Origin of the sequence: Nocardia sp. GTS18, assembly GCF_013839555.1 — a bacterium.
Classification (GTDB): Bacteria; Actinomycetota; Actinomycetes; order Mycobacteriales; family Mycobacteriaceae; genus Nocardia; species Nocardia rosealba.
In genome coordinates this window covers 22,119-37,781 of record NZ_JACBIU010000015.1, presented here as the reverse complement: position 1 = coordinate 37,781, position 15,663 = coordinate 22,119, and the positions used below count along the sequence as shown (strand labels likewise).

Sequence of the window (15,663 nt, the reverse complement as noted above, 5' to 3'; positions counted from 1 at the left end):
TCACCCATTCACGGCACATTTCGCAGCACGGGTAGCAGTTTTCCTTCGTGCAGTGAGGTGTTCATGACCAGCGTCGTCTGTTCCACCGCCCGACCGCTGGCCGAACCGGCCGCGTCTTACGATCTGGCCGACCGGTATCGGTCCGGCGCGGGTCCGGTCCTGCTCACCGGGGTCCAGGCCATCGCCCGGCTGCTGGTGGAACAGCATGTGCGTGACATCCGGGCGGGGCGCCGGGTCGCGACCTTCGTCTCGGGCTACCAGGGCAGCCCGCTGGGTGGGGTCGACAAAATGCTGCTCGGCATGCCGGAGGTACTCACCGAACACGACATCACCTTCGTACCGGGACTCAACGAGGAACTGGCCGCCACCTCGGTGTGGGGCAGCCAGGCCGACCTGCCCGCCGGGCGCCCGACCCACGACGGCGTGGTGGGGGTCTGGTACGGCAAGGGCCCCGGTGTGGACCGGGCGACCGACGCCATCCGCCACGCCAACATGTACGGGGTGAACCCGCGCGGCGGGGTGTTGCTGCTGGTCGGTGACGATCCGTCGTCGAAGTCGTCGACCGTGCCCGCCGTGAGTGAACGTTCGCTGGCCGCGATGGGTGTGCCGGTGTTGTTCCCGCGCAATGCCGAGGAGATCATCACCCTCGGTATGCAGGGCATCGCGCTGTCGCGGGCCTCGGGGTGTGTGGTGGCGTTGAAGATCGTCGCCGATGTCGCCGACGGCGCGTGGACGGTCGATGCCGACGTGGCCGACCTCGCCGTGACGGTGCCCGAGGTGCAGTGGGAGGGAAGGCCTTTCACGTATCGGCAGCGTCCGATGGCCGCCCCGACCGACAGTCTGCTCGCCGAGGCGGACCTGTACGGCCCGCGCTGGGCGATGGTGCACGCCTACGGCGCGGCCAATGCCATCGACAGCATCGAGGTCGACCCGCCGGAGGCGAAGGTCGGCATCGCCGCCACCGGAACAACATTCGACGCCGTGCGCCAAGCACTGCTCGAGCTCGGCGTCGACGAGGCCGCGATGCACCGGGCCGGAATCCGGTTGCTGCGCATCGGGATGCCCTATCCGATCGGCCCGGCCAAGGTCGCCGAGTTCGCCCGCGGGCTCGAGGAACTGATCGTGGTCGAGGACAAGACCGCCTTCGTCGAGACCCAGATCCGCGAGATCCTCTACGGCACCGAGCACACGCCACGCATCCTCGGTAAGCACGACCAGCGCGGTGCCCGGCTGATGCCGGTCGACGGTGAACTCGACGCCGGACGGCTGCTCGCCCCGCTGCGCCGGGTGCTGCGCGAGCGCGTCGAGCTGAAAAGGGCTGCGCCGCCCGCGCTTCCGCTGGAGGTGCTCGGCACCAAGCGCACGCCGTACTTCTGCAGCGGCTGCCCGCACAACCGGTCAACCGCCCTGCCGGAGGGCTCGATCGGCGGCGGCGGCATCGGCTGTCACACGCTGGTCACCATGTCGGGCCGCGCCGACAGCGCCGTCACCGGGCTGACGCAGATGGGTGGCGAGGGCAGTCAGTGGATCGGGCAGGCGCCGTTCACCGATGTGCCGCATCTGTTCCAGAACATCGGCGACGGAACGTTCTTCCACTCCGGGCAGCTGGCTGTGCAGGCGTGCGTGGCGGCGGGCGTGAACATCACCTACAAGCTGCTCTACAACGAGGTCGTCGCGATGACCGGGGCGCAGGAGGTGGGCGGCATGCTCACCGTCGCGCAGCTCACCCACAAACTCACCGTGGAGGGCGTGAAGCAGATCATCGTCTGTGCCGACGAGCCGAAGCGGCACAGCAAGCGGGCGCTGGCCGAGGGGACGCTGCTGTGGCATCGTGACCGGCTCGACGAAGCCCAGCGGATGCTGCGCGAGATCGAGGGCGTCACCGTGCTGATCTACGACCAGCACTGCGCCGCCGATGCCCGCAGGCAGCGCAAGCGCGGCACACTGCCGGTGCGCAACACCCGCGTGGTGATCAACGAGGCCGTCTGCGAGGGCTGCGGTGATTGCGGCACCAAGTCGAACTGCCTGTCCGTGCAGCCCGTCGACACCGAATTCGGGCGCAAGACCCGCATCGATCAGACCTCCTGCAATACCGACTACAGCTGCCTGGACGGTGACTGCCCGTCGTTCGTGACGGTGGAGGTGTCACCGGACAAGCGCGCCGGCCGCAAGACCCTGGAGCCGCCCGCCGTTCCGGATCCGGCACCTGGCGTGCCGCAACGCACCCAGAACGTGCTGATCGCCGGCATCGGCGGCACCGGCATCGTCACGGTGAACCAGGTGCTGGCCACCGCCGCCCTGCGCGCCGGGTACGAGGTGGAGACGCTCGATCAGATCGGACTGAGCCAGAAGGCCGGGCCCGTGGTGTCGCACCTGCGGTTCTCGGGTTCGGAGCTGGAACCGGCCAACCGGCTCACCCCGGGTAGCGCGGACTGCCTGCTCGCCGTCGACCTGCTGACCGCCACCGATCCCCGATACCTGCGCTACGGCAACGCGGCGAGCACGGTGGCCGTGGCGTCGACGAGTAAGACACCGACCGGCGACATGGTGTACGACAAGTCGACGTCCTACCCCGAGACCGGCGCACTGCTGGATCGCCTTGCGGCGGTGACGCATTCGATCGACCACTTCGACGCGCTCGCGGCTGCGGAAACCCTGTTCGGCAACACCGCGGCCGCCAATTTCCTCATCGTCGGCGCTGCGGTGCAGGCGGGCGGGTTGCGGTTGCCCGTGGCGGCGATCGAGGAAGCGATCGGGATCAACGGGGTCGCCGTGTCGGCCACCCTGGCCGCGTTCCGCTGGGGCCGTGTCGCCGTCGCGGATCCGGCGGCCTTCGCCGCGGCTGTCGACGAGGGGCAGCCGCGGCGGGTGCCGCCGACCGTACCGGCGGAGCTGTTGGCCCACACCGGCTTCGAAGGCGAAGTGCGGCGGATTGTGGAACGGCGAGCCGGTGAGCTGGTCGGCTACCAGAACACGAAGGTGGCGCGGAGCTACATCGATACCGTCGAAACTATTTGGGCCGCAGAACGTTCCGTCACCGAACGGACCGAGTTCAGCGAGGCTGTCGCACGCGGGCTCTACAAGTTCACCGCCTACAAGGACGAGTACGAAGTGGCGCGGCTGCTGGTCGACCCGGCGTTCCTCGCCGACGTACAGGCCCAGGTGCCGGGTGGCGAGAAGCTCACCTACAAACTGCACCCGCCCGTCCTGCGCGCCATGGGCCGGAAGAAGAAGATCGGTCTGGCACCGAAATCCCATGTGGCGCTGAAGATTCTCGCCAAGGGCAAGTTCCTGCGCGGCACGAAGCTCGACCCCTTCGGTTACGCCCACGTGCGCAAGGTCGAACGCGAACTGCTGGCCCACTACACGGGCATGGTGACGCGGCTCGCCGCGGAACTGACCGAGGAGAACTACGAGACAGCCACTGCGGCAGCTGCTCTCGCCGACGTCGTGCGCGGCTACGAGGACATCAAACTCGCCAATGTCGAGCTGTACCGCGCCGGGCTGCGCGATCTCGGCATCGACTTCTGAATGATCACGGCGCCGAATTCATCGGCGCCCAACAGCACAACATCAGGCCGCAGACCCGCGGCACGAACGAACCACCCGGACACGACCCGTGGTGGAGGCAACCGGAAAGGATCGACAGTGACCGTCGCACACCCCGAAGCAGGAGTTTTCGGACGATCGCACGAGTTGAGTGCCCGCGCCCACGAGCAGGTGGTGTTCTGCGAGGACGACAGGTCCGGGCTGAAGGCGATCATCGCCATTCACTCGACGGCGCTCGGCCCCGCCCTCGGCGGCACCCGCTTCTACCCCTACGCCGACGAATCCGCGGCGTTGCAGGACGTGCTGCGACTGTCCTGGGGCATGACCTACAAGGCCGCCGCCGCTGGTGTCGACCTCGGCGGCGGCAAGGCCGTCATCATCGGTGACCCGGCGACGATGAAGAGCGAGGAACTGCTCGCCGCCTACGCGCGCTTCGTCGACACCCTCGGCGGCCGCTACATCACCGCGGGCGACGTGGGCACCACCACCGACGACCTCGACATCATCGGCAGGCACACCCGCTACGTCACCGGCCGCAGTGTCGCCGCGGGCGGCAGCGGTGACAGCGCCCGGCTCACCGCGCTCGGCGTGTTCCAGGCCATGCGCGCGGGTGCCGAATCCGTATGGGGCGCACCGACACTGGCAGGTCGCACCGTCGGCGTGGAAGGCGTCGGCAAGGTCGGCCGCGAGCTCACCGCCTTGCTGCTCGCCGACGGCGCCGAGGTGTGCGTGACGGATGTGAACGAGGCGGCCCTGCGCCGCATCGCCTCCGAGCACCCCGAGGTCCGGCTGCTGTCCACGGTGTCGACCGCACCGGTCGACGTATACGCCCCCTGCGCGCTCGGCGCCACCCTCACCGCGTCGACCGCCGCGACGATCGAGGCCAAACTCGTCTGCGGCGCGGCCAACAACCAGCTCGCCACCCCCGATGTGGAGCAGGCACTCACCGAACGCGGCATCACCTGGGTCCCGGACTTCGTCGCCAACAGCGGCGGACTCATCCAGGTGGCAGGCGAATTGCGCGCCGCCCCACCCGCCGAGGTGGAAGCCGAGGTCACCGACATCTTCCCGCGCTGCCGCGAGATCATCGCCGCGGCGAAAGCCGACGGTATCGCCACCGGTGCCGCTGCCAATCGGTTCGCCGAACGCCGTCTCGACGCCATCCCCCGCTCGCTCTGAGCGCGCCCGAGTTTCGAGGAGGAGACACAGTGGCGATCACGAGCGGGTTGTTCCGCACGAAATCTGTCGAGCAATCGATCCGGGACACCGACGATCCCGATGCCAAGCTGCGCAAAGATCTGACGGCGAAGGACCTCACGATCTTCGGTGTCGCGGTGGTGATCGGTGCGGGCATCTTCACCCTCACCGCCCGCACCGCGGGCACGGTGGCCGGGCCCGCGGTCTCGCTCGCGTTCGTCTTCGCGGCGATCGCGTGCGGGCTCACCGCCCTCTGCTACGCCGAGTTCGCCTCGACCGTTCCGGTGGCGGGCAGCGCGTACACCTTCGCCTACGCCACCTTCGGCGAGGTGATCGCCTGGATCATCGGCTGGGATCTGATCCTGGAATTCGCGCTCGCGGTCTCCGTGGTCGCCAAGGGCTGGTCGCAATATCTCGGTGAGGTGCTCGGGTCGTCGGCGCCGGTGGTGCACATCGGGTCGGTGAGTTTCGACTGGGGTGCGGTGGTGATCATCGCGGTGGTCGGCGTGCTGCTGGCCACCGGGACGAAGCTGTCGTCGCGGGTCTCGGCGATCGCCGTCGCGATCAAGCTCGGCGTGATCGCGCTGGTCCTGGTGGTCGGCGCGACCTACTTCAAGCCGTCGAACCTGTCGCCCTACATTCCGCCGGCCGAGCCGTCGGAGAAGGCCGAGGGGCTGCGGCAGTCGTTGTTCGCCTTCGTCACCGGGTCCGGCGGCACCAGCTACGGCTGGTACGGCCTGCTCGCCGCCGCCAGCCTGGTGTTCTTCGCCTTCATCGGATTCGATGTCGTCGCCACCACCGCCGAGGAGACCCGCAACCCGCAGCGCGACATCCCGCGCGGCATCCTCGGTTCGCTGGCCATCGTGACCGTGCTCTACATCGCGGTGTCGCTGGTCCTCACCGGCATGGTCTCCTACACTCAGCTCGCCGACGGAAATGCCACCCTCGCAACAGCTTTCGCCATCCACGGCGCCACCTGGGTGAAGAACATCATCGCCATCGGCGCGCTTGCCGGGTTGTCGACGGTGGTCATGGTGATGTTCCTCGGGCAGACACGCGTGCTGTTCGCCATGGCCCGCGACGGCCTGCTCCCCCGCAGCCTGGCCCAGACCGGCAAGAAGGGAACACCCGTCCGGTTGACCGTCATCGTCGGCGTGGTCTGCGCCCTGCTGGCAGGTTTCGTCGACTTCGGCACACTCGAGGAAATGGTCAATATCGGCACGCTGGTCGCCTTCGTGCTGGTGGCGGTGGGTGTGCTGGTGCTGCGCCGCACCCGCCCCGACCTGCCGCGCGGGTTTCGGGTGCCGTTCGTCCCGGTGGTCCCCGTCCTCGGCGCGCTGGCCTGCCTGTGGCTGATGGTCAACCTGTCCATCGAGACCTGGCTGCGCTTCGTTGTCTGGATGGCACTCGGTGTCGTCGTCTATTTCGCCTACGGCCGCAGACATTCCGTGCTTGGTCGCCGGCGACCGGATCCGGACACGCCGGAACTGACGCCAGTGGGATAGGCCACGTTCCGACGCCTGTGGCACTGAGTGCCAGTACGGATGAAATAATCGACGCGACAGCCAGGGAAACGCGATGTTGGGAGTTCTGCAGTGGAGTTGATCGGTGTAATCGGTGGCGGCACGATGGGTGCGGGTATCGCCGAGGTGTGTGCCAAGGCGGGCAGCTCGGTGCTCGTGCTCGAGACCAAGCAGGAGTTCGCCGATGCCGCACAGCAGCGCATCGCCACTTCCATCAGCAAGGGTGTGGCGCGCGGCAAGATCTCCCAGGAAGACGCCGACGCGGCCATCGCCCGCGTGCGGGTGACGCTGGACATCGACGAGTTCGCCGATCGCGACCTGGTGATCGAGGCCGCCCCGGAGATCGAGTCGCTGAAGTACGAGATCTTCGGCAAGCTGGACAAGATCGTCAAGCCCGAGGGCATCCTGGCCACCAACACCTCCTCGATCCCGGTGATCAAGGTGGCCGGTGCCACCGAGCGCCCCGAGCGTGTGGTCGGCGTGCACTTCTTCAACCCGGTGCCGGTGATGCCGCTGGTCGAGATCATCTCCACCCTGGTCACCGCACCGGAAGCAGCCGAGGCCGTCACCGATTACGCCAAGAACACCCTCGGCAAGCTCACCGTGCAGGCCGGTGACCGTTCCGGATTCATCGTCAACGCGCTGCTCATCCCGTACCTGTGCTCCGCGATCCGGATGCTCGAGTCGGGTTACGCCACCGCCGAGGACATCGATACCGCGATGAAGGGCGGCTGCGGTTACCCGATGGGCCCGCTGACGCTGCTCGACACCGTCGGCCTCGACATCGCACTCGCCGCCGCCGAGTCGCTGTACGCCGAGTTCGCCGAGCCGCACTACGCCCCGCCTGCCCTGCTGCGCCGCATGGTCGACGCAGGCCGCCTCGGCCGCAAGACCGGTCGCGGTTTCTACGACTACGCCAAGTGAGAACCTGGTCCCGCGCCCGCCCGGGCGCGGGACCGGCTCAGGCGACGCCCGCCGGGGCCGGGAAGAACCCGGTCTCGATGTAGTGGTCGAAATAGCGGGCGATGACGGCCGCGTCGACCGCCGGAATATCGATGGGCAGCGATTCGGCCGACTCGACGCTGCTCGACTCGACCGCCCCGAGCACCGAGCTCGCGCCCGCCGCCGCGACCGCCGCCACATAGTTGCCGCTCAGCGCCGACGCGCGCGCCAGGATCGGGTCGACCCCCGGCTGTTCGGCGGCCGTGGTGAGGATCTGCCCGAACTCCATCGGATCGATGAAGTCGAAACGGTAACCGCGACGCACGATCTCGTCGTAGACGATGCCGAGCGGCACCTCCGGACCCGCCGCCCGGAACACCCGCCCCAGCGCCGAATCGTCACGTGACCGCCGCACGATGCCCGCCGCGACATAGTCGACCGGTGCCATCCCGATCGCGACCGAGCGCACGTCGACGGCCGTGCCGAGCACCAGCATCGAGCGCAGCATCGTCCACCAGGCGTCCTCGGCCGGTGCGACACCGGTGCGGGAATCACCGGTGATGAGGCCGGGTCGGTACACCGCGATCGGCACACCGCGCTGGGCCGCCGTATGCATCAGCTGTTCGGCGACCCACTTGGTGAGCGCGTAGCCCGGCAGCCCGGCCGGCACGCCGTCGGCCTGCGGAATGCCCGCGAGCACCGACGTCGTCGACACGTAGTGCACCGCTTTGACGCGGGTGCTGGTGGCCAGCCGCAGCACCTCGGTGGTGCCACCGACATTGGCCTCGCGCATCCGCCCGTACGGCTCGAGATGATTCACCAGGGCGCCGTTGTGGTAGATCACGTCGATGCGGTCGGCCAGTTCGGCGAAGCGGCGTGGGTCGATGCCGAGCTGCGGCCGGGCGAGATCGCCTGGGACACCGGCCAATCGGGCCCGGTCCACCTCGATGCCGTAACCGGCCGCCGTGGCGACCACCCGGTCGAGTGCGGTGTCGGCGTCGGCGGCGCGCACCAGGCAGTGAACGGTCGCGGTGGTGTGTTCGAGCAGTTCGCGCAGCAGGAAGCTGCCGAGGAACCCGGTGGCGCCGGTGAGCAAGATGTTCGCCGGTTCGCCCGAGCGCGGTGGGGCGCACCCGTCGAGCGTGATCGACGGATCGAGCGCCCGGTCGAGCGCGGGGTCGGGGCCGGTCGAGGAGGCCGCCTTCTCGTCGCGCAGGGCCAGTGCCAGGTCGCTGACCAGCGGATAGCTGAACAGCAGTCGCAACGCGACCTCGATGCCGAGCCGTTCGGCCAAGCTCGCGCGCACCCGGATCGCCGACAGCGAGGTGCCGCCGAGGACGAAGAAGTCGTCGTCGCGGCCCACCCGCTCCAGCTCGAGCACGCTCGCGAACACCTCGGCGACGACTCGTTCGTCGTCGGTGACCGGCGCCTGGTACTCGCGGATCTCGCGCGCGGGGGCGGGCAGCGCCTTGCGATCGAGCTTGCCGGTCGCGCCGAGCGGGAACTCGTCGAGCGCTAGCACCCGGTGCGGGATCATGTACGGCGGCAACAGGGTTCGCGCGGTGGCCAGCACCTCGGCGACATCGACACCGGACGGCGTGACGTAACCGACGAGCTGTTCGTGGTGCACCGTCACCGCCGCACCGGCCACCGACGGATGCGCGCGCAGTGCCGCCTCGATCTCGCCGGGTTCGATGCGCAGGCCGTGCAGTTTGAGCTGTACGTCGGTGCGGCCGAGGTAGGTCAGTTCGCCGGTGGGCAGGCGTCGCACCAGGTCACCGGTGCGGTACATGCGTTCGCCGACGGGACCGTACGGGTCGGCGACGAACCGCTCCATCGTGCGACCGGGGCTCCCCAGGTATCCGCGTGCCAGCTGCGCACCGGCCAGGTACAGCTCTCCGGGCGTGCCGAGGGGCACCGGCCGCAGCCGGGCGTCGAGCACATAGGCGCGAGAGTTCCAGTGCGGCAGGCCGATCGGGACGATGCCGTCACCCACGTCGGTGACGTCGGCGGCGGTGATCGACACGGTCGCCTCGGTCGGCCCGTACAGGTTGTGCAACCGGCCGGAGGTGGCGGCGGCGAAGCGGGCGATGGTCGCGTTCGGCAGCGCCTCACCGCCCACCCAAACCGCACGCAGCGACCGCAGAGCGCCCGCGGGCGCGGCATCGAGGAGCATCTGTAGCACCGACGGCACGACGGTCGTGCCGGTGACACCGTGGCGCGCGACGATATCGGCCAGGTAGGCCGGGTCGGTGAGACCGTGCGCCGCGGCGACGACCAGGTGCGCGCCGGCGCGCAGCGGGGTCGCGAAACCGATCATCGAAGCGTCGAAGGTGAACGGAATCGACTGCAGCACAACATCGTCGGCGCCGACCGCGTACTCACCGACCATGAACGCGGCCTGGTTCATGATCGCCGAATGCGGTACCCCGACACCCTTGGGTTTGCCGGTGGAGCCCGAGGTGAAGATCACGTAGGCCAGGTCGAGGGTCCGCAGCGGACGCAGCCGGTCGGCGTCGGTGAGCCAGCCGTCCGAGAAGGCGTTCAGTGCGCCGGAATTCGCGACCAGGTCCACCGAGATCACGGGCAAGGAGTCGACCTCGACGGTGTCGGCGACCGTGGTGAGCACGCAGACCGGGTGCGCGGCGGCCAGGATGTCGGCGCGGCGTTCGGCGGGCGACTCCGGGTCGATCGGCACATACGCGCCGCCCGCCGCGAAGACCGCGTACATGGCCACCACCAGATCGAGCGACGGCCGGATCGCCACCCCGACGGTGCTGCCCGGCCCGACGCCGGTGGCCACGAGCAACCGGGCCAGCCGGTTGACCCGGCTCGCGAGCTCCCGGTAGGTCAAGGTGCGGTCGGCGAAGGTCACCGCGGGCGCCTCCGGCCTGCGCGACGCCTGCGTGCGGAACTCGTCCAGCAGCGTCGTGTCGGGAACCAGCCGCAGCTCACCGGCCGGTTCGGTCCGCTCGAACTCGGTGAGCAAGGGCAGATCACCCACGGCGCGGTCCGGGTGTGCGACAGCTGCCGCGAGCAGCGTGCCGAGGCGGGCGCCGAGTGCTGCCATGGTCGACTCGTCGAACAGCGCGGTGGCGTAACGCCAGGAACACCGCAACCCGGCGGGGCCGTCCACGTCCTCCTGGGGAACCACCGTCAGTTGAAGGTCGACCGGGGCCACCTCGTCGCCCAGATCGACTGCCGCCACACTCAACTCGGGCAGTTCCAGGCGCGCGGCGCCGAAGTTCTGGAACGACAACGCCACCTGGTACAGCGGATGATGCGCCTGGGTGCGCGGCGGATCCAGTTCGGCGACAAGACGTTCGAACGGCACGTCTGCGTGCCCGAAGGCCGCGAGATCGCTCTCCCGGACCCGGTCGAGCAGGGCGGCGAAGGGTTCCCCCGCCGCGATCCGGGTGCGCAGCACGACGGTGTTGACGAACATGCCGACCAGGTCGTCGAGTTCGGGCTCACCACGACCGGCGACCGGGGCGCCGAGGGTGACGTCGTCGGTGCCCGCCATCCGGGCCAGCAGTACCGCCAGCGCCGTGCGCACCACCATGAACAGCGAGGCATTGTGTTCGCGGGCAAGGGCTTCCAGCGCCCGATGCAGGCCCGCGTCGAGGGCGAAGTGGTGCGCGGCGCCCCTGGTGCTCGCGACCGGTGGGTGCGGACGGTCGGTCGGCAGCTCGAGCAGGGCAGGCGCGCCCGCCAGCGCGGTGCGCCAGAAGTCGAGCTGGCGGGCCAGCAGCGAGGCGGGATCGTCTGCGGCGCCGAGCAGTTCGTGCTGCCACAGGGTGTAGTCGGCGTACTGCACCGGCAGCGGTGACCAGGCTGGGGCGTGCCCCTCGGTGCGGGCGATGTAGGCCGTCATCAGGTCGCGGGTGAGCGGGCCGAGTGAGAAGCCGTCGGTGGCGATGTGGTGCACCACCACGGCCAGGACGTGTTCGGTCGCCGAGAGCTGGAAGACAGTGGCGCGCACGGGAACCCGCGCGCACACGTCGAACCCGCCGAAGGTGAGCCTGGCGAGCTCGCCGCGCAGGTCGGGCTCCTCGATCGCGGTCACCGCCACCTCGAGACCGGCCGCAGCCACCGGGAGGACCTGCTGGTAGCCCTGGCCGTCGTGTTCGGGGTACACGGTGCGCAGCACCTCGTGCCGTTCGAGCACATCGTCGAGGGCGGCGGTGAGGGCGGCGGTGTCGAGCGGACCGGACAGGCGAAGCGCGACCGGAATGTTGTAGGTGCTCGCGTCGGGATCGAGGCGGGCCATGAACCACATGCGCTGCTGGGCCAGCGACAGCGGAATCCGCGCACCGCGTTCGCGCCGGGTCAACGGCACGCGGGTCTCGGCAACCAGACCGGCCAGCGCGGTCGCCAACGCGGCGACACTCGCGTGCTCGAACACGGTGCGCGCGGGCACCCGCACCCCCGTGAGCGCACCGAGGCGCCCGGCCAGGCGGGTGGCGAGCAGGGAGTTACCGCCGAGGGCGAAGAAGTCGTCGTCGCGGCCGACCCGGTCGACACCGAGCAGCTCGGCGAAGACCTCGGCGACGGTGCGTTCGGCGTCGGTTCGCGGCTCGGCGAATTCGCGTGTGGTCAGTTCGGGGTCGGGCAGGGCGCGGTGGTCGAGTTTGCCGACCGGAGTCAGTGGCAGTTCGTCGAGCACCACGACGGCCGACGGCACCGCGTGCTGCGGCAACCGCTGCTCGGCGAGCAGGGTCAGTGCCGCCGGATCGACGGTCGCGCCGGGCGCGGGCACCACATAGGCGACGAGGGCGTCGACCCCGCTGGGCAGCGTCCTGATCAGCGTGGCGGCGAAGTGCACCGAGTCGTCGGCCGAGAGCACGGCGTCGATCTCACCCAGTTCGATGCGGAAACCCCGCAGCTTCACCTGCGCGTCGGTGCGGCCGAGGAACCTCAGGCCCATCCCACCGGGCACCGGCACCCATTGCACCAGGTCACCGGTGCGGTACAGCCTGTCGCCGGTCACCGGGTCGGCGACGAAACGGCTCGCGGTGAGCCCGGCGCGGTCGTGGTAGCAGCGGGCCAGCCCGGCACCCGCCAGGTACAGCTCGCCGGGGACGCGGTCGGGCACGGGGTGCAGCCGGGCGTCGAGGACCACCGCTTTCATGCCGGGGATGGTGTCGCCGATCGTCACCACATCGCCCGGGTCGAGCCGGTCGCTCATGGCGCACACGATGGTGGTTTCGGTCGGGCCGTAGACGTTGAAGAAGGAGCGACCCGGCGCCCACTGCGCGATCAGCTCCGGCGGGTACGCCTCACCGCCGACGGCGAGCGCACGCAGCTCGGGCAGCACGGTCGCATCGAGGCCCGCCAGCGCGGCGGGCGTGATGAAGGCGTGGGTCACCCGTTCGGTACGTAGCAGTTCGGTGAGTTCGGCGCCGCCGTACACATCCGGCGGTGCGATGACCATCGTGGCGCTCGCACCCACCGCGAGCAGCAGTTCGAGCATGCTCGCATCGAAGCTGGGCGAGGCGAAATGCACTGTGCGCGAATCGGTATCGATGCCGAAACGACGAATCTGCTCGGCGCACAGACCGGCGAGACCGGTGTGGGTGACCGAGACACCCTTGGGCACGCCGGTGGAACCGGAGGTGTAGATGATGTAGGCCAGCTCGTCGGGACGCAGCTTGGCGGTGCGCTCCCCCGCGCACACGGGTTCATCCGATGCGGCGGCGAGTTCGGCCTGGTAGGCCGTGGAGTCGATGGTGAGCCAGCGGATTCCGGTGTCGAGCCGGGCGGCATCGGCGGCCATGGCAAGGCCGAAGCCTGCGCCGGAGTCGCCGAGCATGTGGGCGACGCGTTCGGCCGGGTAGCGCGGGTCGACCGGCACGAAGGTGACGCCACACTTGGCCGCCGCCCACACCGCGACCACTGATTCGATCGAGCGGGTCAGCGCGAGGACGATGCGGTCGCCGGGGCCGAGGCCACGGGCGATGAGCAGACGGGCCAGCCGGGAGGACCACTGGTCCAGCTCGGTGTAGGTGAGCGAGCGCCCGGCGAACCGCAGCGCGGTGGCCTCGGGGGCACGCTCGACAGCTGCCATGAGCAGCCGGGGCAGGGTGGCGGACGTCGATACTCGTCCACGTCGAACGGGGCGGGGTCGACGAACGCCAGAAACTTGCTCGGTCACCGGAAACGCTTCCCTTCACCATGGATCAACCCATGCGTTCGCACTGCTCGCACGCCGCCGGGCGACGTCTACACCCGGCGTATCGGGAAAATCCTGCGTGACGGTACCGCAAATATCTCATTTAGTTCATGGCATAGCCAATTCACAGGTTTCACTTCACGGCGAAGTGGGTAAAGGGGACTCTTCGGTCAGCTGCGCAGGTCACGCGGCGGTCAGGGCAGCATGGCACGCGCACGCTGCGATAGCGCCCTTTTCACATTTGCGGGCAGCACCTGCTCGGCGGCAGGACGAATACCGGTAGCGGAGGCCGCGATCGCGACCTCCGCTACCGGAACAAGACCGGGAGGGTTACCAGGCAGTAGCTCCGGTGGACACCGGCTCCTGCTGCGCCACCGAGGGATCCTGCACGCGCGTATTGCCCGATTCGATCCATTCGGTGTCGAGCAGACCGTGGCGCGAGCGGTCGGCGCCGCGAATGGCGCGCTCACACCGGCGCGCCAGATCACGGCGGTCGGTACCGGCGTGCTCACGCGGTTCCAGCACGATCTCGACGGTCATGCCTTTGCTGCGCAGCACCCGCTTCGCCGAGTCGGCGAAGGTGTCGTCACCGACGAAACCCGGGACAGTGCACGGCATTCCGTCGCGGTCGAGGTAGCGCAACCGCACCGGCTGCACCGGGGTGCCGGTGTCGACGGCGGCCTGGAACATGGCCGGGCGCAGCGAACCGTAGGCCCGGCCGCACCACGTGGTGCCCTCGGGGAACACCACGATCCGGTTGCCCGCACTCAGCCGTTGCGCGACTTGCCCGACCACACCCGGCAGTTCGCGCAACCGGGCGCGCTCGATCGGGATCACGCGGGTGAGCTGGGCCAGCTTGCCGAGCAGCGGCCACTCGACCATGTCGGCACGTGCCACGAAACTCACCGGTTGGACAGCGGCCAGCGCGACCACGTCGGCCCAGCCGATGTGCCCGGCCACCACCATCATCGGCGTGCCCGGATCGGCGAACCCGGCCGCCGAGGCGTCGGCTCCGCGGTTGTCGATGACGCGCAGCCGCATCCCCAAGCAACGCAACGCCGCTCGGGCGTACCGGCGTTGCATGTCCTCGCGGCGCGCCTTCGGGGTGGCGATCGTGAGGACCGGGAAACCGAGCACCAGCCCGGCCACCCCGGCCAATCTGGTCAGCATTCTGGCGGTACCGACCTCGTCGATCGGTTCGATACAGCCGGAACCACAGGGGCTCGACGGCATCCACGAGTGCGAGTGGGGGGCGGGCGGCGCGTCGAACACCATGGCGGTTACTTCCCGTCGAAATTGGCGGCCGCGCTCTGCAGCCGCTCCAGGTACCGGGTGTTGATGGTTTCCATACCGAGCAGCGCGACGAAGTCGGCGACCGCGAAATCGGGGTCGTGCGCCGGTTCGCCGCAGATCTCGGCACCCAGGCGCAGGTAGCCGCGTAACAGCGGCGGTAGCTTCGGGCGGCTCGGCGGGGTCAGCTGGTCGAGGGACAGTCCGTCGACGACGACCGGGTTGTAGGGCTCCACGTAGCGTTCCGGGTCGCAGGAGTGGCGGCCCAGCAGCATGTCGCGCACGCCGCGCACGTTCACCCCGGCGGGGTCCTGTGGGCTGTCCTGCATCGGCACCGACACACAGCCCATCACCCAGTCGTAACCGGTGAGCTGGATGTAGTGCAGGATGCCCGCCCACATGAGGGTGAGCACCGAGCCGTTGCGGTGGTCGGGCACCACGCACGCCCGGCCCATCTCCACGATGCGGTGGCCCTCGGGATCGAGGCGGGTGAGGTCGAATTCGGTGGCGGTGTAGTACCCGCCCGCCGCGATCACCTTGTCCGGCGGCAACATCCGGTAGCAGCCGACGAACTGTTCGGTGAACTCGTCACGCACGAGCAGGTGGTCGCAGTGCTCGTCGAACCGGTCGGCGTCCAGACCGGTACCGTTGTCGGGCATCTGGAAACCGGGTTCGGCGGCGAAGACCTGGAAGCGCAGGCGCTGCGCGGCTTCCCGATGCTCGGCGTCGGAGGCGACGACGAGCGAGTAGCGAGACTTCCCCACCCCGGAGTCCGGCGCCGGCGCGGTCAACACGGACGAAATTGTCATGCACTTGATGAAGCCAGCCCGACTTGGCATCGGGGCGACGCGTCAGTGTCGTGTCGATGCCCGTTCGGTGAACGAGACACCCGTCACACCGGGCGTTCACCGACCCGCTGCCCATCGTTCGCCCACCTGCGGGTTTCTGGCCGAACACGGCGGATTTCGCGTGAGATCCGGAATGCGGGCA

Annotated in this window: 7 protein-coding genes; 4 read left to right on the top strand and 3 right to left on the bottom strand. The window is 69.3% G+C overall.

What is annotated here, in order from left to right; translation table 11 throughout:
* Positions 1-63 precede the first annotated feature (63 nt).
* The 4 genes from HYG95_RS14625 (at position 64) to HYG95_RS14610 (ending at position 7,193) form a co-directional block, all read left to right on the top strand.
* Positions 64-3,531 carry an indolepyruvate ferredoxin oxidoreductase family protein gene (locus HYG95_RS14625; protein WP_181698494.1) on the top strand — a complete coding sequence of 1,156 codons (3,468 nt, stop codon included), beginning with the start codon at positions 64-66 and terminating at the stop codon, positions 3,529-3,531.
* Between the two features lie 117 nt (positions 3,532-3,648).
* The gene (locus tag HYG95_RS14620; RefSeq protein WP_067636966.1) at positions 3,649-4,728 is read left to right on the top strand and encodes a Glu/Leu/Phe/Val dehydrogenase dimerization domain-containing protein; all 1,080 of its coding nucleotides are present in this window, start codon (positions 3,649-3,651) and stop codon (positions 4,726-4,728) included.
* Between the two features lie 29 nt (positions 4,729-4,757).
* Positions 4,758-6,251, top strand: coding sequence for an amino acid permease (locus HYG95_RS14615; RefSeq protein ID WP_181698493.1), 1,494 nt, complete (start codon positions 4,758-4,760; stop codon positions 6,249-6,251).
* Positions 6,252-6,341: 90 nt separating this feature from the next.
* Positions 6,342-7,193, top strand: coding sequence for a 3-hydroxybutyryl-CoA dehydrogenase (locus HYG95_RS14610; RefSeq protein WP_181698492.1), 852 nt, complete (start codon positions 6,342-6,344; stop codon positions 7,191-7,193).
* A 37-nt stretch (positions 7,194-7,230) separates the two neighbouring features.
* On the opposite strand, the gene HYG95_RS14605 is transcribed toward HYG95_RS14610, so the two are convergent.
* From HYG95_RS14605 to HYG95_RS14595, 3 genes are all read right to left on the bottom strand, one after another.
* A complete protein-coding gene (locus HYG95_RS14605; protein WP_181698491.1) occupies positions 7,231-13,278 on the bottom strand; it encodes a non-ribosomal peptide synthetase in 6,048 nt (2,015 codons plus the stop codon).
* A 435-nt stretch (positions 13,279-13,713) separates the two neighbouring features.
* On the bottom strand, positions 13,714-14,553 hold the full coding sequence (locus tag HYG95_RS14600; RefSeq protein ID WP_255495353.1) for a 1-acyl-sn-glycerol-3-phosphate acyltransferase: 840 nt from the start codon (positions 14,551-14,553) through the stop codon (positions 13,714-13,716).
* Positions 14,554-14,663: 110 nt separating this feature from the next.
* On the bottom strand, positions 14,664-15,482 hold the full coding sequence (locus HYG95_RS14595) for a GNAT family N-acetyltransferase (protein ID WP_067636974.1): 819 nt from the start codon (positions 15,480-15,482) through the stop codon (positions 14,664-14,666).
* Between the last annotated feature and the right edge of the window lie 181 nt (positions 15,483-15,663).

What these genes read in the sequence shown, in the direction of transcription:
- HYG95_RS14600 (WP_255495353.1), bottom strand. Translation starts at nt 14,553, where the DNA reads ATGCTGACCAGATTGGCCGGGGTGGCCGGGCTGGTGCTCGGTTTCCCG.
- HYG95_RS14595 (WP_067636974.1), bottom strand. Translation starts at nt 15,482, where the DNA reads ATGACAATTTCGTCCGTGTTGACCGCGCCGGCGCCGGACTCCGGGGTG.
- HYG95_RS14625 (WP_181698494.1), top strand. Translation starts at nt 64, where the DNA reads ATGACCAGCGTCGTCTGTTCCACCGCCCGACCGCTGGCCGAACCGGCC.
- HYG95_RS14605 (WP_181698491.1), bottom strand. Translation starts at nt 13,278, where the DNA reads ATGGCAGCTGTCGAGCGTGCCCCCGAGGCCACCGCGCTGCGGTTCGCC.